The organism is Bacillus sp. FSL K6-3149, from assembly GCF_038630515.1.
In the GTDB taxonomy this organism is placed as follows: domain Bacteria; phylum Bacillota; class Bacilli; order Bacillales; family Bacillaceae; genus Bacillus; species Bacillus pumilus.
Genome location: NZ_CP152034.1, coordinates 266,466 through 281,771, shown reverse-complemented (window position 1 = coordinate 281,771; position 15,306 = coordinate 266,466). Strand labels below are relative to the sequence as shown.

General features: G+C 41.3%; 21 protein-coding genes. 15 read left to right on the top strand and 6 right to left on the bottom strand.

The genetic code is table 11. The features are described 5' to 3' along the window. Positions 1 to 52: 52 nt before the first annotated feature. Genes MHB83_RS01545 through MHB83_RS01530 form a run of 4 tightly spaced genes read left to right on the top strand, consistent with a single transcriptional unit; the run spans position 53 to position 2,832 of the window. A complete protein-coding gene (locus MHB83_RS01545; protein WP_342468157.1) occupies positions 53 to 820 on the top strand; it encodes an ABC transporter ATP-binding protein in 768 nt (255 codons plus the stop codon). After that, positions 792 to 2,189, top strand: coding sequence for a hypothetical protein (locus MHB83_RS01540; protein ID WP_342496566.1), 1,398 nt, complete (start codon positions 792 to 794; stop codon positions 2,187 to 2,189). Before MHB83_RS01545 ends, MHB83_RS01540 begins: the two co-directional genes overlap by 29 nt. Next, positions 2,186 to 2,554: a hypothetical protein gene (locus MHB83_RS01535; RefSeq protein WP_050944185.1), complete on the top strand. Its 369-nt coding sequence runs from the start codon at positions 2,186 to 2,188 to the stop codon at positions 2,552 to 2,554. Before MHB83_RS01540 ends, MHB83_RS01535 begins: the two co-directional genes overlap by 4 nt. Beyond that, positions 2,551 to 2,832: a hypothetical protein gene (locus MHB83_RS01530; RefSeq protein ID WP_003213050.1), complete on the top strand. Its 282-nt coding sequence runs from the start codon at positions 2,551 to 2,553 to the stop codon at positions 2,830 to 2,832. Before MHB83_RS01535 ends, MHB83_RS01530 begins: the two co-directional genes overlap by 4 nt. A 22-nt stretch (positions 2,833 to 2,854) precedes the next feature. On the opposite strand, the gene MHB83_RS01525 is transcribed toward MHB83_RS01530, so the two are convergent. Continuing rightward, positions 2,855 to 3,319: a GNAT family N-acetyltransferase gene (locus MHB83_RS01525; RefSeq protein WP_251190807.1), complete on the bottom strand. Its 465-nt coding sequence runs from the start codon at positions 3,317 to 3,319 to the stop codon at positions 2,855 to 2,857. 15 nt (positions 3,320 to 3,334) lie between these two features. Beyond that, positions 3,335 to 3,799, bottom strand: coding sequence for a hypothetical protein (locus tag MHB83_RS01520; RefSeq protein ID WP_268492586.1), 465 nt, complete (start codon positions 3,797 to 3,799; stop codon positions 3,335 to 3,337). Between the two features lie 117 nt (positions 3,800 to 3,916). On the opposite strand from MHB83_RS01520, the gene MHB83_RS01515 reads away from it, so the two are divergent. Further along, on the top strand, positions 3,917 to 4,549 hold the full coding sequence (locus MHB83_RS01515) for an NAAT family transporter (protein WP_003212698.1): 633 nt from the start codon (positions 3,917 to 3,919) through the stop codon (positions 4,547 to 4,549). 55 nt (positions 4,550 to 4,604) lie between these two features. Here the strand turns inward: MHB83_RS01515 and MHB83_RS01510 are convergent, their stop codons facing one another. Next, entirely contained in the window at positions 4,605 to 5,141 is a 537-nt protein-coding gene (locus MHB83_RS01510) for a GbsR/MarR family transcriptional regulator (RefSeq protein WP_212045549.1), read from the bottom strand. A gap of 269 nt (positions 5,142 to 5,410) precedes the next feature. Here MHB83_RS01510 and MHB83_RS01505 point away from each other — a divergent pair, with 269 nt between their 5' ends. The 4 genes from MHB83_RS01505 to MHB83_RS01490 are packed head-to-tail and all read left to right on the top strand — an operon-like array spanning position 5,411 to position 8,868. Beyond that, positions 5,411 to 6,559 (top strand): betaine/proline/choline family ABC transporter ATP-binding protein, encoded by a 1,149-nt coding sequence (locus MHB83_RS01505; protein ID WP_003212926.1) that lies wholly within the window; start codon positions 5,411 to 5,413, stop codon positions 6,557 to 6,559. Positions 6,560 to 6,572: 13 nt separating this feature from the next. After that, positions 6,573 to 7,226: an ABC transporter permease gene (locus MHB83_RS01500; protein ID WP_003213477.1), complete on the top strand. Its 654-nt coding sequence runs from the start codon at positions 6,573 to 6,575 to the stop codon at positions 7,224 to 7,226. A gap of 13 nt (positions 7,227 to 7,239) precedes the next feature. Then, positions 7,240 to 8,157, top strand: coding sequence for an osmoprotectant ABC transporter substrate-binding protein (locus MHB83_RS01495; protein WP_340990162.1), 918 nt, complete (start codon positions 7,240 to 7,242; stop codon positions 8,155 to 8,157). 21 nt (positions 8,158 to 8,178) lie between these two features. After that, positions 8,179 to 8,868: an ABC transporter permease gene (locus MHB83_RS01490; protein ID WP_003213726.1), complete on the top strand. Its 690-nt coding sequence runs from the start codon at positions 8,179 to 8,181 to the stop codon at positions 8,866 to 8,868. An 80-nt stretch (positions 8,869 to 8,948) separates the two neighbouring features. On the opposite strand, the gene MHB83_RS01485 is transcribed toward MHB83_RS01490, so the two are convergent. From MHB83_RS01485 to MHB83_RS01475, 3 genes are all read right to left on the bottom strand, one after another. Then, positions 8,949 to 9,269 (bottom strand): helix-turn-helix domain-containing protein, encoded by a 321-nt coding sequence (locus tag MHB83_RS01485; protein ID WP_050944175.1) that lies wholly within the window; start codon positions 9,267 to 9,269, stop codon positions 8,949 to 8,951. 82 nt (positions 9,270 to 9,351) lie between these two features. Continuing rightward, positions 9,352 to 9,753, bottom strand: coding sequence for a helix-turn-helix transcriptional regulator (locus MHB83_RS01480; RefSeq protein WP_340990160.1), 402 nt, complete (start codon positions 9,751 to 9,753; stop codon positions 9,352 to 9,354). Between the two features lie 130 nt (positions 9,754 to 9,883). Further along, on the bottom strand, positions 9,884 to 10,288 hold the full coding sequence (locus MHB83_RS01475) for a helix-turn-helix transcriptional regulator (protein ID WP_003213200.1): 405 nt from the start codon (positions 10,286 to 10,288) through the stop codon (positions 9,884 to 9,886). Between the two features lie 153 nt (positions 10,289 to 10,441). Between MHB83_RS01475 and MHB83_RS01470 the strand changes: the two genes are divergently transcribed. From MHB83_RS01470 to smpB, 6 genes are all read left to right on the top strand, one after another. Continuing rightward, the gene (locus MHB83_RS01470) at positions 10,442 to 10,675 is read left to right on the top strand and encodes a helix-turn-helix transcriptional regulator (protein WP_003213379.1); all 234 of its coding nucleotides are present in this window, start codon (positions 10,442 to 10,444) and stop codon (positions 10,673 to 10,675) included. Positions 10,676 to 10,701: 26 nt separating this feature from the next. Beyond that, the gene (locus MHB83_RS01465; RefSeq protein ID WP_003213714.1) at positions 10,702 to 10,992 is read left to right on the top strand and encodes an AbrB/MazE/SpoVT family DNA-binding domain-containing protein; all 291 of its coding nucleotides are present in this window, start codon (positions 10,702 to 10,704) and stop codon (positions 10,990 to 10,992) included. A 186-nt stretch (positions 10,993 to 11,178) separates the two neighbouring features. After that, on the top strand, positions 11,179 to 11,412 hold the full coding sequence (secG, locus tag MHB83_RS01460; protein WP_003212746.1) for a preprotein translocase subunit SecG: 234 nt from the start codon (positions 11,179 to 11,181) through the stop codon (positions 11,410 to 11,412). 124 nt (positions 11,413 to 11,536) lie between these two features. After that, positions 11,537 to 12,283 carry a carboxylesterase gene (locus tag MHB83_RS01455; protein WP_212045548.1) on the top strand — a complete coding sequence of 249 codons (747 nt, stop codon included), beginning with the start codon at positions 11,537 to 11,539 and terminating at the stop codon, positions 12,281 to 12,283. Positions 12,284 to 12,302: 19 nt separating this feature from the next. Then, the gene (gene rnr / locus MHB83_RS01450) at positions 12,303 to 14,645 is read left to right on the top strand and encodes a ribonuclease R (RefSeq protein WP_212045547.1); all 2,343 of its coding nucleotides are present in this window, start codon (positions 12,303 to 12,305) and stop codon (positions 14,643 to 14,645) included. 139 nt (positions 14,646 to 14,784) lie between these two features. Beyond that, positions 14,785 to 15,255 (top strand): SsrA-binding protein SmpB, encoded by a 471-nt coding sequence (gene smpB, locus MHB83_RS01445; protein WP_003213153.1) that lies wholly within the window; start codon positions 14,785 to 14,787, stop codon positions 15,253 to 15,255. Positions 15,256 to 15,306 lie beyond the last annotated feature (51 nt).

Below are 15,306 nucleotides of genomic sequence, written 5' to 3'. Positions count from 1 at the left end.
TGAGAACAGATGCAAGGTCATCTGTTCCATCTGAAACAAACGGAGGGATATGATGCTGACATTACAATTACAAGAAAAAACGTATAGCCGCACCTTCTCTCTCCGCCATATACAAATGAACGTGGAGAAAGGCCAGATGATGCTTCTTTTAGGGCATAATGGTGCAGGAAAGACAACGATGATTCAAGCTATGTTTGGGCTGACGCCATTTACTGGCTACGTTTCCTTACATGGTGCACAGCTGAACCTTCAATCCTCAGCACATATTTCCCTGTTGAAAAAACATGTTTCCTATATTCCTGACGATCATGCGTTGTTCGATTATTTAACACCGAGGGAATACTTTCAATTACTTCAGCTGCCACATGAGCAAGATGTCACTCGAGAAGAGACATTCACCGATTTGTTTGAGCTGAGTCCGTATATGGATCAGCCAATCGCTCAGCTGTCCCATGGCAATCAAAAGAAAACACAGATCATTTCGCAGCTTCTCAGACCGTGTGATTATTATGTGTTCGACGAGCCAACGAACGGACTTGATCCAGATATGATGATCATCTTAAAAAAGGTGCTCATGAAGCTGAGAGATCAAGGCGCTGGCATCTTGATTTCAACTCATCATTTGAGTTTTGGTGATACATTATATGATCATCTCATGATCTTAAGAAATGGTGACGTCAAGCTGAATATGTCCCGCCAAGAAACGAATGAGACATTTCCTCATCAGGCACTTGAAGAGATTTATAAAGAAGTAAATCGAGATTACTATATGCAGGTGGAGAGGTTACTCAATGATTTGGACACGACACGTTCTTCATAAAATAGAGTGGGGCATGCTGACAACGAAAGGAAAGCAGCTTGGAAAAAAGTATCCTTTGCAGCTGCTCGCAGCCGCCGTTTTTCTCTTGCTCATCTATGCGATATACGTTGTCATCAGCCTGCGCTTTTACATGCAGGCAGGTGAAAGTGAGCCAGCTGCGCTATATCTCCAATTTGTCAAAATGTCGCTCTTACTATTAGGAGCAGGGATTGTGTTATCCCGCAATAAACTGAAGCGCCAAGAATATCAATTCTACTTTTTGAACAGTGCCATACAAAGTGTACCCTTTGTCCTTTGTGCGTATTTCTTTCCAGTGCTTTTTTGCTTCCTCATGGCTGGACTGCTTTTTTTACCGATTGTATTAGGTCTTTTTATCACAGGTGTCACCCCATCTCTGTATTGGATCATCGTTGTCTGCATCACATGCGGCATATTGGCACTTTATACGCTCTCTTCATGGATGCTAATGAGGATCGGTGTAAGTTATTTCGTATCAAAAACAAAGGAGCATTTACTGCTACAAACAATCGGCTTTGCGACACTTCAAGTACTCATATTTCTTCTTTTTCAAAAAGCAGTGGAGATGATCCATGTATGGCCGGCTGTCTATCTGACGTTGCTGGTAATTCTTCTAAGCTCTGGCTGGCTATGGGTAAAGGGCTTAGCAGCTTGCTATGTTCATCAAATGTTTTTGCAGCTGAAAACAGAGGTAAAGTCATTTTCTTACCAGAAAATTAGGACGTACTCTTCCTTTCTGACGCATGTGCGGCAGGAAATGGTCTATTTCATCCGATCAACTGTTTTTAAAGAACAAGGCATTTTGTTCCTCTTTCTCGTTTGTTTGACGATTGGGCTGCCATTTGTTTTTACACCGGAAGAAACTGGCTGGCTGTATGCCTTTATTGTGCAGTTTGCGTTAAAGGAAATATTGATCATGCTTCCGCTGATGATTGGCAAAGAATATCATATCAATCAACGGGCCATCTTTATGTTAAATACATCAAAGGGTGCGTATATATTGCCAAGAATTTTATTTTATTACACAATCAATTTACTCATTTATTTTGTGTATATTGGCCTTGCTTATTTGGTGATCGGTATTGAAAGTGAAGGTCATGGCTTGGCGAGTTTGTCCATTTTATTCATGACCGTCATGGCAGCCTGTACGGGGTTTGTCGTGAAAATCAGTGATTTTAATAAACTGTTTGTCATCGTGATGATGATTGCTGTATTCAGCTTCATCGATATGCTTTTATTAGAGTGGCTGTCAGCTCATATGTTTCTTCTTGCCACCGCTTATCTGCTTGGGTCACTTACCTTTTTCAGTTGTATATATGCTGTGATGTTAAAAAGGCCGATATTGCGATGATGGGGCTTGTCATTAGTTTACTAGCGGTTGTGCTCATTCATGAACTCGGTCATATGCTGATGATCATGGTGTGTAACAAAGTCGAAAAAAGGCCGCTCTTTGATTTTGTGGTAACGATTGATTGGAAGCATGTGGCGATCGTCCATGAGACATTTGCCCGGCCGAGCTTTAATCTGATGGTGGCACTTGCAGGTCCGCTGTTTCCGGTACTCTGCTCAATTGTGCTTTTATTAACGTGGAAGCATTCGGTGAGTCATCAGCTGCTGTTTTTTTCTTTACTGAACACTGTGATGCTGCATCCAGCTTGCCCAGACGGGAAAAATATCACAGTCAGTTTAAAAGAGATGAAGGAGAGAAAGAGATGATCAAAGTATTTCATTCGTTTTCTAGCGGCTTAACACTTGCGATGCTGTATATATTTGCTGTGTTTATGACCCCTGTCTTTTTACTACTGCTAGAGGTCAATCATATCGAATCAAGTCCAACGCTGTTTGGTATGCCATTTTATATTATGAAAATTGAAGAGTATCAATTCAGCTCTGAGGCGACGCTTTTTGGATGCGTTGTCTGCTTTTTAGCCGGCGCTGTGCTTTACTTTTTCATTCAATATGTGATTCATGCTATGAAGAAACGAAGAGCATAAAAAAAGCAGGCTGAACAAATAGTCAGTCTGCTTGAAATGTAAGTGACAGCCGTACCATATCTATACACTGAATCCCGTTTTCATAAATTGGTTCATCATAATGCTTAAGGAAGAAATCACGATCGATCGACGTTAGGCGGAAGCCGCATTTTTGATAAAGTGCGAGCTGCTGAATACTCGAGTTGCCTGTGCCGATTTCAATCGTATGAAAACCAGCAGCTTTCGCTTCAGCGATTGCATGGCGGATCAGCTGCTTCCCAATTCCCCTTCCTTGCCATGACTCCTTCACAGCCACATTCATGATTTCCACTGAATGCTGAGAGAGCGATGATAGCACATAGACACCAATCACATCATCTTCATGAAAAGCCGCATAACAAGAACCGGATTGTACATAAGCAAGAACCTTTTCCTTTGAAGGATCAGCTAATAGTAAAAGATCCATTGGGAGAGATTCATCATGAGATAATCGCCGAATCTGTATCACATTTTTTCATCCTTTCTATTCTTTAATATACCCTTGTTTCACGCCCCAATCGTATTGGTCCTGTACCCACTGTGAGGGAGGATGATGAGTGACATTCGGGTCTTTTTTGACAGTTGGTTTCCTTGTAGACTGAGCGGTCTGCTTATTTGCTTGAGCAGTGGCTTTTGCTGCTGCCAGCTCTTTTTGAAGCTGGTCGACTTTTATCTCAAGCGCTTTACGCTGTTTGACCTCTTTTTCATAGGCTTTCTTTTCTTTTTTGAGCTTTTTTGTGACGGTGGCTATTTGCTTTTTTTGTTCATCGTTTTTATGCTTCATATCTGTTTGATCTGATGTTAACTGCGAGAGCTTCAGATCGCTCGTTTTGCTTTCTTGCTGATGTGTTTTCTCTGCTTTTACGATGGTCTGCTGCTGCCCAACAATCCAGCCACCTAAGGCAATAACTGCTACAGAAAGAAGAATGATCGTCATTGTTTTCTTCATGTGTGAACCCCTTTCTTTAAACCATTATTATCATCGGTTAAAGATATACAGGTTTTAACATCACAAGGGAATATTCACATCAGAATGGCAGACACTATGCAAAAAGGAGGGTGTCTGTTGATTTCCTTTATGATTCATGTTGTCGTCTCATTATTTGCTGTATCAAACCCCATAGGAAACGTACCTCTTTTCATCACCTTAACAGAGGGCTATACAGAGAAAGAGCGCTCCCAGACAGCCAAAAAAGCCATCGTGGTCTCTTTTATTATTTTGATTGCCTTTCTATTGGCAGGCAGGCTCATTTTCAAACTGTTTGGAATTGATATTCATGCACTTCGCATCGCTGGCGGTATTTTTATTTTTGGTATCGCTTACAATTTACTGAATGCAAAAGAATCACACGTCCAAAATCCTCATTCGGAGGAAAAGGCAGAAAGCAAAGAGAAGGCAGATATCTCCGTTACGCCGCTCGCCATTCCGATCATCGCTGGTCCCGGTACAATCGCTACAGTGATGAGTTTAACCCCGGGAAGTCAAGGGATGCTCCACATGTTTGCGATTCTAATCGGCATTGTCATCGTTCTTGCCATGACGTATTATGCCTTTCATTATTCAAGTTTTATTATGAGAAAAATGGGGAAAACAGAGATGAATGTCGTGACGCGTTTGATGGGATTAATTCTGGCTGTAGTGGCAGTTGAAATGATCGGCGCAGGCTTAAAAGGGATGTTTCCGATGTTTATGTCATAAGTGTATATAAAAAAGCTGTTTTTTTCTACAATGATGTAAAATAAAACAGCTTTTTTTAAGGTTTCGGCACATGCTTAAATACTTCTTCACTTTCAAAGAACTCAATTAAGCGGCTAATCCAATCATAGTAATCAAGACTTTCCTTGATTTCTGAAAGAAGCAGATTGATTTTATCCTCTGTTTCTTCTGGTAAATCTTTCTGTTCAAGCAGCTCTTGCAATTCCTTGCACGTTTTCTTATGTGCTTTACGGTTTTTACTGACAACACGTGTCCAATTGGCTGCAAACAATGAAATAAACGTTTGGTATTGATCTTGCTCAACGTCATAAAGATCTTTACGTATTCCTTTTTCATAAACCTTTTCCGCAATATTTAAATCGAGCATTTCTCGAACGACTTGACTCATCCTCGTTTTGCTCATGCCGGTCGCCTCTGATAGCTCTTCCAGCGTCATTGGTTTACGGTTCATGTGAATGATACCAAGCACTCTACCCACTGTAGAAGAAAGACCAAAGGCATTCATGTTCTCTGCAGCTTTTTCAATATAATGATCCTGTGCTTTTTGAATGGCGCCTAGCGCTTGCTTGTCCACTCCCCGCTTCATCCCTTCACGACTGACAATTTGTAACACAATATATCATATACCTGTTTGTTGATGAAAACAATAAATATTGAGTAATTGCTAGTAATTTGGAGGAAAAAGGAGAGATATCTAGATATTACGGCGTTAACTGAAAATTTTATATAAATGTTATGCAATACAAACACATCATAAACTTTTTATTTTATAAAGTTTGCACTATAATTAATAAGGTGTAAATTTTCTGAATATATAGATCCAACTAATTGGAGGTGTCTCATTTGCTGAAACTAGAGAATGTATCTAAGACGTATAAAGGCGGAAAAAAAGCTGTCAAAAATATTGATTTAGACATAGCAAAAGGAGAATTTATTTGTTTTATTGGACCGAGTGGCTGTGGTAAGACCACAACCATGAAGATGATCAACCGACTCATCGAACCTTCCTCAGGAAATATTTTTATCGAGGGAGAAAATATCATGAAAAAAGATCCAGTTCAATTAAGAAGAGAAATCGGTTATGTGATTCAGCAAATTGGACTGTTCCCCCATATGACCATCGCGCAAAACATCTCACTTGTGCCGAAGCTCTTAAAATGGCCGGAAGAAAAACGGAAGGAACGAGCACGCGAACTGTTGAAGCTCGTCGACATGGGCCCAGAATTTTTAGAGCGCTATCCTCATGAACTCAGTGGAGGACAGCAGCAGCGCATCGGAGTTCTTCGCGCACTGGCAGCAGAACCCCCTCTGATCCTCATGGATGAACCATTTGGTGCACTTGATCCAATTACACGAGATACATTGCAGGAAGAATTTAAGAAGCTGCAAAAAACGTTAAATAAAACCATCGTATTCGTCACACATGACATGGATGAAGCAATTAAACTGGCTGACCGAATTGTGATTTTAAAAGATGGAGAGATTGTTCAAGTAGGCACACCAGAAGATATTTTGCGTAACCCAGCCAACGAGTTCGTTGAAGAATTCATCGGAAAAGAACGCCTGCTTCAGTCAAATCCGAATATGGAACGTGTAGAACAAATGATGAACACGTCACCAGTCACCATTACAGTCGAACAAACGTTGACTGATGCCATCTATATCATGAGAGAAAAGCGGGTCGATTCCTTGCTTGTAGTAGATGAACATGATGTGTTAAAAGGCTATATCGATATTGAAACAATTGATGCGAACCGCAGAAAAGCGGCTTTCGTTGGTGAGATCTTAAATACAGAGTTCTATACTGTACAAGAAGGCGCACTTCTCAGAGACACCGTTCGGAAAATCTTAATACGCGGTATTAAATATGTACCGGTTGTCGATGCCAAAGGGCATTTAAAAGGCATTGTGACACGGGCAAGTCTTGTAGATGTTGTGTACGACTCCATTTGGGGAGACGATACGCCAGCGTCTGCCATTGAAATGAACTAAGGGAGGTGGACACATGGATCAAATCATCGATTTTCTAGAGAAAAATGGTGGGGAACTCCTCACAAAAATGTGGGAGCATTTATATATTTCCTTAATTGCTGTCGTGCTAGGAATTATCGTTGCCGTTCCTTTAGGCGTCGTTCTCACGCGAATGAAACGAGGCGCAGGTTTTGTCATCGGTGTCGTGAATATCTTTCAAACACTCCCTAGTTTAGCGATTCTTGCATTTTTTATTCCTATTTTGGGGGTTGGGAAAATACCTGCAATCGTTGCTCTCTTTTTCTATTCGGTATTGCCTATTTTGAGAAATACGTATGCCGGCGTCCAAGGTGTGAACAAAAATCTGCTTGAATCCGGTAAAGGGATCGGCATGACGACATGGGAACAAATTCGTCTCGTGGAACTTCCACTTGCTGTACCGATCATTATGGCAGGTGTCCGAACGTCAACGATTTATTTAATTGGCTGGACAACACTTGCTGCTTTTATCGGTGGAGGCGGTCTTGGTGACTACATTTTGATTGGACTTCAGCTATACCAGCCGGAATACATTATTGCAGGTGCCATCCCAGTCACCATTTTAGCGGTCATCATTGACTTTACATTGATGAAGCTGGAGAAAAAAGTAACACCAGAAGGCTTAAAAGGATTGAAGGAAGTTTCATAAGGAGTTGGCTTATGTGAAGAATCGAAAAACAAAATGGATCAGCGCACTGCTTGCTGGATGCTTGCTATTGATAAGCGGCTGTTCACTTCCTGGACTAGCCGGCTCCTCAGGCAATACGCTGCGGGTGGGAGCACAAAACTTTACCGAATCAGAAATCATGGCCTATATGGTTAGCGAGATCATCGAACATTACACTGATAAAAAGACAACCATTGTGAAAAACTTAGGCTCTAATACCGTACAGCAGAAAGCAATGGAAAATGGGGATATCGACATTTCTGCGACAAGATATACAGGGACAGATTTGACGAGTACGCTTGGAATGGATGCGGAAAAAGACCCGGAGCGTGCAATGGAAATCGTCCAAAAAGAATTTAAGAAACGCTATGATTACAAATGGTTTGATTCCTATGGCTTTGACAATACGTATGCCTTTGCCGTGACGCAAAAGATGGCGAAGGAAAACAAGTTAGAAACGGTCTCTGACTTGAAAAAGAATGCGAAGAATTACCGGTTCGGTGTCGATAATATATGGCTCAAAAAGAAAGGCGACGGTTATGAAGGATTCGTGAAAACATACGGAATTGAATTTGGAAGCACGTATCCAATGCAGATTGGTTTAGTGTACGATGCATTAAAAAATGAAAAAATGGATATTGTGCTTGCCTATTCAACAGATGGGCGAATCAAAGCCTATAACCTCAAAATTTTAAAAGATGATAAGCGGTTTTTCCCGCCATATGATGCATCGCCCGTTGTCCCGAAAAAAGTTTTAAAAGAGAACCCAGGGCTTGATAAGGTGATCAACAGACTGATCGGAAAAATTAATACAGAACAAATGCAAGAGCTGAACTATCAAGTCGACGGAGAGCTTCAAGAACCAGCCACCGTTGCGAAGAATTTCCTGAAAAAGCACAATTACTTTGAGTAAGATGGGGAGGTGTCACGGCTGATGGACACACTGCAGCAATTATGGACGTATTATCAGCAGAACGGTTCATATGTGTTAGAAGAATTTTATCGGCATTTTCTCATGTCAGCGTATGGGGTGCTGTTTGCGGCAATAGTCGGAATTCCAGTAGGCATCTTTGTGGCGCATTACCGTAAGCTAAGCAATTGGATCTTCGCCATTACCAACGTCATTCAAACCATACCGGCGTTAGCAATGCTTTCCGTGTTGATGCTCGTGTTAGGACTTGGCGCAAATACAGTCATCATATCACTCTTTCTGTATTCGCTGTTGCCGATCATCCGCAACACGTATACAGGGATTGTCAGCATTGAACATGCTTATTTAGAATCGGGTAAAGCGATGGGCATGACGAAATGGCAAGTGCTGAGAATGGTTGAATTACCGCTTGCTTTATCGGTTATTATGGCTGGTTTAAGAACTGCACTGGTCATCGCTATCGGCATTACAGCGATTGGGACATTTGTTGGCGCGGGAGGTCTAGGTGATATCATCATCAGAGGATCAAACGCCACAAACGGAACAGCCATCATTTTAGCAGGTGCTATTCCAACTGCACTCATGGCCATTATCGCTGACCTAGTCATGGGCTGGCTCGAACGCTATTTAAGCCCAACGAACAAGAAAAAAGAAAGAAAAGCATTAGCTGAAAAAAACATGACATCTGCTTAAGCGGTTGAAAAGACAAAACCTCCCTTACATCTGTAAGGGAGGTAGTTTTATGATGATCAGGCAGTTCACATGCGGGTATTTTATGATTCAAGCGTGATCCATTCAGTAGACCACTTCGAAATTTCCTCAAAAACGGGTGCAAGGGAACGCCCCATATCAGTTAAAGAATACTCAATACGCACGGGTGTTTCAGCAAAAACCTCCCGTTTTACAATGCCTGCTGCTTCCAGCTCTTTTAATCTCTCAGATAATACTCTTCCGCTTAAATTTGTCAGAGCGGCCTCAATTTCACCAAAGCGCTGCGGACTTGAGAGAAGCTGAAAAACAATCAGTGCAACCCAGCGTTTACTCAATAACTCAACTGCTTTTTCAAACCGCGGGCACATGTCAGATTGATTCATCTTTCTTCACTCCAATCTGAACCCATTATACCGTAAATTTGTCATAAATCAGCTCAAAAAGCTTGTTAATGATCAAAACATTCTATGATGACGAACGGCTGTTTAATATAAATAACAGATAGCGGTTAAGATCTTCTATTTCTTTTTTCGAAAGAGTTGACCAAATGTCTCCATCAAATAGCTCGAGATCACCAAGTTCATATTGCGCTGCGGCTTCCTTTATTTTGGATAATGCCGTTTCCTCTTCCTTCAGCTGATGGACAGAAGAGGCTTCCTCAATATAGCCCGCAGCCTGCATCATTTCCTCATAAGGAACCTTTAATGCAACGGCTAGTTTTTTTATCGTAGGAGGCTTCGGAATGCCGCGTTTCCCATTTTCAATACGAGAAATACCAGCAGCACTGACTTCTGAATACATCGCTAATTGGTTCACTGACAGCTTCTTTTCCTCACGTAATGCTCTTAAGTATGCACCAAAGTTCATCAAGGCAAAACCTCACATGGTTATAGATTAGATATATCTATTTTACTTGATTTGTTGACTATTGGCAACAAGTATACCATGAAAATATTGACATTAGTTAATAGTGAATGTATCTTAGGGTTATGCCCCGCTATTTGTTCGTCTTTTTTTGGTTGATGAGCGTGAGAAAGTATTCATTCAGCTGGCTGATGTCTTGTGCGGATAGCCTTTCCCATAGGTCTCCGTCAAAAATGGGAAGATGTTCTACATCCTTTTGAAGCGCCGTTTGATAGATTTTCAACATGGATTCATATTTTGGTTTCATTTCATGAACTTGTTCCTGTTCAATATGACCGGCAAGCAGCATTAAATCCTCATAAGGCACCTTCAAGGCGTGTGCTAATTTTTTTATGGTTAAAGGCTTCGGCACACCACGCTTTCCATTTTCGATACGAGAAATACCAGCAGCGCTTACACCTGAATACATGGCGAGTTGATTGACAGACATTTTTCTATTTTCTCTTAAAATGCGTAATTGTTCACCAAAGTGATTCATGACATCGAACCTCACATTTCAGTATATGACTTATTTTAGTATGATCATTGACCAAAGGAAATAGCAGAGGGGTAAAAGTGTTGACTTAAGTTAATGAATCTGTTTCATGTGAGCACCTACACGTTGTACATATTGATTCCATAGGAGGTTGTAATGATGGTTGAAAAGATTCAGATCAGACGGACTTATGTCATGCAGTATATGATCGAAAACGATATGTCTTTAAATCAGCTCGCTGATGAAATTGGCATTTCTCCTGCCACACTCAGCAGGGTATTAAATGGTCATCGGAAACCAGGCCAGCTTGTCATTGGCAAAATGATTCATTACTTTGATAAAAAATTTGAAGATCTATTTTACTATGAAAATGTTGACAAAAGTCAATGAATGAAATGATCAAGGAGGCAATGTCGTTGAAAAGAACTGGGATGGTCAGACATATTGATTCACTAGGCAGAATTGTTCTGCCTTCAGAAATGCGCAAGGTACTCAATATTAAAGAAGAGCAGCTTTTAGAAATTTTCATTGAAGATCAAACTATTATGCTGAAAAAATATGATGCAGATAAGAGTTGCCTGTTAACTGGACAAGTGACGAAGTATAACAAAAGCTATGGAAATGGGAAAGTGATGCTGAGTCCTGAAGGAGCTGAACGTTTGTTAGTAGAATTAAAACAGCTATTGAAAGAAGAAGCAACCCGTTAAAAACGTGTTTTTAACCGAAAATTGCATATAAAAAATGCTGTATACTACTCTTTGGAATGAAATTGAATCAAAATAACGATTAAAGTCGAGAATATAGAGGGAATCTTTATTTTGATGTTTCGTGACATGCACCTTGTTTTCATGTAAAATAAAGTTATGTGTACCAGTTTGTCTGGAGGTGTTTTCATGCACGCATTTGTTATCACATTACTCGTAATTGTCAGTATCGCACTTATCATCGTTGTATTGTTACAATCTAGTAAAAGTGCTGGACTGTCAGGCGCTATTTCAGGTGGAGCCGAGCAGCTTTTCGGTAAGCAAAAAGCGAGAGGTCTTGACTTGATACTTCACCGTTTAACGGTTATTTTGTCAGTGCTTTTCTTCATCTTAACACTTGCATTGGCATATTTAGGCGTATAAAGCGCGAGTAACAGAAGGTCTGATCTTTTTTCAGACCTTTTTTTATTATCAGCACTCTTTTGTGTTTGTTTCATACATACAAGTGGAAAATATAAACCATATCGGAAGGAAAGGAAGTCACATCATGAAAGTTGTTACACCAAAACCATTTACGTTTAAAGGTGGAGAAAAGGCGGTGCTTCTACTTCACGGTTTTACTGGGAATACAGCCGATGTTCGAATGCTAGGCCGTTATTTGAACGAAAGAGGGTATACGTGTCATGCACCACAATATAAAGGACACGGCGTGCCGCCAGAAGAGCTTGTCCATTTTGGACCGGATGACTGGTGGAAGGATGTAGAAGAAGGCTATCAATTCTTAAAAGATGAAGGCTATGAGGAAATTGCGGTTTGCGGCCTATCCCTCGGAGGAGTTTTTTCATTGAAATTAGGTTACACTGTACCTGTAAAGGGAATTGTACCTATGTGTGCACCTATGTACATAAAAAGTGAAGAAGTCATGTACCAGGGTGTACTAGAATATGCCCGTAACTATAAGAAATTCGAGGGTAAGTCAGAGGAGCAAATTGAACAGGAAATGGAAGAGTTCAAGAAAACGCCAATGGATACACTGAGAAGCCTGCAAGAACTGATTGCAGATGTTAGAAATAATGTCGACATGATTTATTCACCTACTTTTGTTGTTCAGGCACGTCACGATCATATGATTAATACAGACAGTGCGAATATCATTTACAACGAAGTAGAGACAGATCAAAAGCATTTGAAATGGTATGAAGAATCAGGCCATGCGATCACGCTTGATAAAGAGCGCGAGAAGGTTCATCAGGATGTATATGCATTCTTAGAATCACTTCATTGGTCAGTTTAAATATATAGGGGGTTAGAGTGTGCAAAAAGAAGAATTTATGAATGAATTACTCGCTTTTATGAAAGATGAAGCGTATAAACCGTTAACCGTTCAAGAGCTGGAAGTGATGATGGAGATTACCAATCCAGATGATTATAAAGAGCTCGTCAAAGCACTTGTGATGCTGGAAGATCAAGGACTCATCGTTCGCACGCGCAGCGATCGCTACGGTGTACCGGAAAAAATGAACTTGGTAAAAGGAAAGCTGTCTGCTCATGCAAAAGGCTTTGCATTTGTGACACCAGAAGAGTTTGGACAGGATGATATTTTCATTCCGCCTAATGAGCTAGGCACAGCGATGAATGGTGATACGGTCATGGTTCGTGTCAGCCACAAATCAAACGGCACAAAAAAAGAAGGGACTGTCATCCGAATTCTGGAGCGTAATACTCAGACGGTTGTCGGTACCTATACAGAAACGAAAAGCTTTGGCTTTGTCATTCCTGATGATAAAAAAATCACAACCGATATCTTCATCCCGAAATCCGCTAAAAATGGAGCGGTCGAAGGGCATAAAGTTGTCGTGACGCTGACTAGCTACCCAGAAGGAAGAATGAGTGCAGAGGGCGAAGTCACTGAAATCCTTGGTCATAAAAATGACCCTGGCATTGATATACTATCAATCATTCATAAACACGGCCTGCCAGGTGAGTTCCCAGAAGAAGCGCTCCAGCAGGCAGTAGACACACCTGAAACGATTGATGAAAAAGACCTAGAAGGCAGACGTGACTTACGCAATGAAACGATTGTAACCATTGACGGAGCAGATGCGAAGGACTTAGATGATGCCGTTACGGTGCAAAAGCTGGATGATGGCAAATATAAGCTAGGGGTGCATATTGCAGATGTCTCTCATTATGTCACAGAGAACTCTCCGATTGATCAGGAAGCTTATGAGCGTGGAACGAGTGTATATCTCGTAGACCGCGTCATTCCGATGATCCCGCACCGCCTGTCAAACGGTATTTGCTCGTTGAATCCGAAGGTCGATCGTCTCACGCTGTCTTGTGAAATGGTTATTGATCGAAATGGGAAGGTCGTCAAACACGAGATTTTCCAAAGTGTGATCAAAACGACGGAAAGAATGACCTATACTGATGTGAATAAGATTTTAGTCGATCAAGACGAGGAGCTTATAGACAAATACGAGCCGCTCGTCCCAATGTTCCAAGAGATGGAGAAGCTTGCAGAGATCCTTCGCGACAAACGGATGGAGCGCGGGGCAGTAGACTTTGACTTCAAGGAAGCAAAAGTACTTGTAGATGATGAAGGCGCAGCAAAAGACGTTGTCGTTCGCGAGCGTTCAGTCGCAGAGAAATTAATTGAAGAATTCATGCTTGTTGCTAACGAAACAGTTGCAGAGCATTTCCACTGGTTGAATGTACCTTTCATTTATCGGATTCACGAAGAACCAAATCCTGAGAAGCTTCAGCGCTTTTTAGAGTTCGTGACAACGTTTGGTTACATTGTGAAAGGAACGTCGACAAACATCCATCCACGTGCACTTCAAAGTGTACTTGATGCTGTGAGGGATCAACCAGAAGAAGTTGTGATTCAAACTGTCATGCTTCGTTCGATGAAACAGGCGAAATATGATCCAGAAAGCATCGGCCATTTTGGTTTATCAACGGAATTCTATACACATTTCACATCACCGATCCGCCGTTATCCGGATTTAATCGTGCATAGACTAATTAGAACCTATTTGATTCAGAAAAAGACAGACGAAGCAACTCTAGAAAAGTGGGGTCAGCTGCTTCCTGAAATTGCAGATCATGCGTCTACAATGGAGCGCCGCTCAGTTGATGCAGAGCGTGAAACAGATGATCTCAAGAAGGCAGAATTTATGCTTGATAAAATCGGTGAAGAGTTTGATGGCATGATTAGTTCCGTGACGAACTTCGGACTATTTGTTGAACTGCCGAATACAATTGAAGGTCTTGTTCATGTCAGCTACATGACAGACGACTACTATCGCTTTGATGAGCAGCACTTTGCCATGATCGGTGAACGCACAGGAAATGTCTACCGTATCGGTGATGAAATCACAGTCAAAGTGGTGAATGTCAATAAAGATGAGCACTCGATTGATTTTGAAATCGTCGGCATGAAAGGCACCCGCCGTAAATCGCCGAAAGATTTTAAGTTTAAAAAACGAACAGATTCACCAGCGAAAAAAGGGCACGGAGGCCAAAATGCCTCTGGGGATAAAGCCAAAGAGGATAAAGGCGGAAGTGACTGGTTCACAGGCCGTAAGAAGAAGAAAAAGAAAAAACGCGTATTTGATAACGCACCAAAACAAAAGCGTAAAAAGAAAAAGTAACGTGACAAAAAGCAAATAGGGCATCACGCTCTATTTGCTTTTTGACCACATAGCGTCAGCGTTGTCTAAAGCTGGATTGTTTGATAAAATAATCCGTACGATTTGGACCGTGTTTGTGTCAAAAGGAGGGTGTACGCCAATGCCAAAGGGAGAGGGAAAGGTTGTTTCCCAAAACAAAAAAGCAAATCATGACTATTTTATTGAAGAAACGTATGAAGCCGGCCTTGTGTTACAAGGAACTGAGATCAAATCGATTCGTGCAGGAAAAGTGAATTTAAAAGATTCCTTTGCCAAAATCGAACGAGGAGAAGTGTTCCTTCACAACATGCACGTGAGCCCATACGAGCAGGGGAACCGTTATAACCATGATCCGCTGAGAACGAGAAAGCTGCTGCTTCATCGCAAGCAAATCAGTAAATTGATTGGTGCGACAAAGGAAGAGGGCTACTCACTCGTGCCTCTGAAACTCTATTTAAAAAATGGCTTTGCCAAAGTGTTGATCGGAATTGGTAAAGGGAAAAAGAAATACGATAAACGTGAAGATCTGAAGAAAAAAGATGCAAAACGCGAAATCGACCGTGCCTTCCGTGATCGACAAAAGCAATTCTAGCCTGATGCAGATGGCTTGCTGAGAGCGGAAGCATTATGCTACAATATGTTA

Excerpts from the sequence above, each read along its gene's own strand:
- MHB83_RS01545 (WP_342468157.1), top strand. The coding sequence starts at position 53 with ATGCTGACATTACAATTACAAGAAAAAACGTATAGCCGCACCTTCTCT.
- MHB83_RS01540 (WP_342496566.1), top strand. The coding sequence starts at position 792 with ATGATTTGGACACGACACGTTCTTCATAAAATAGAGTGGGGCATGCTG.
- MHB83_RS01535 (WP_050944185.1), top strand. The coding sequence starts at position 2,186 with ATGATGGGGCTTGTCATTAGTTTACTAGCGGTTGTGCTCATTCATGAA.
- MHB83_RS01530 (WP_003213050.1), top strand. The coding sequence starts at position 2,551 with ATGATCAAAGTATTTCATTCGTTTTCTAGCGGCTTAACACTTGCGATG.
- MHB83_RS01520 (WP_268492586.1), bottom strand. The coding sequence starts at position 3,799 with ATGAAGAAAACAATGACGATCATTCTTCTTTCTGTAGCAGTTATTGCC.
- MHB83_RS01500 (WP_003213477.1), top strand. The coding sequence starts at position 6,573 with ATGGATCAAATCATCGATTTTCTAGAGAAAAATGGTGGGGAACTCCTC.
- MHB83_RS01490 (WP_003213726.1), top strand. The coding sequence starts at position 8,179 with ATGGACACACTGCAGCAATTATGGACGTATTATCAGCAGAACGGTTCA.
- MHB83_RS01485 (WP_050944175.1), bottom strand. The coding sequence starts at position 9,269 with ATGAATCAATCTGACATGTGCCCGCGGTTTGAAAAAGCAGTTGAGTTA.
- MHB83_RS01480 (WP_340990160.1), bottom strand. The coding sequence starts at position 9,753 with ATGAACTTTGGTGCATACTTAAGAGCATTACGTGAGGAAAAGAAGCTG.
- MHB83_RS01475 (WP_003213200.1), bottom strand. The coding sequence starts at position 10,288 with ATGAATCACTTTGGTGAACAATTACGCATTTTAAGAGAAAATAGAAAA.
- MHB83_RS01470 (WP_003213379.1), top strand. The coding sequence starts at position 10,442 with ATGATGGTTGAAAAGATTCAGATCAGACGGACTTATGTCATGCAGTAT.
- secG (WP_003212746.1), top strand. The coding sequence starts at position 11,179 with ATGCACGCATTTGTTATCACATTACTCGTAATTGTCAGTATCGCACTT.
- MHB83_RS01455 (WP_212045548.1), top strand. The coding sequence starts at position 11,537 with ATGAAAGTTGTTACACCAAAACCATTTACGTTTAAAGGTGGAGAAAAG.
- smpB (WP_003213153.1), top strand. The coding sequence starts at position 14,785 with ATGCCAAAGGGAGAGGGAAAGGTTGTTTCCCAAAACAAAAAAGCAAAT.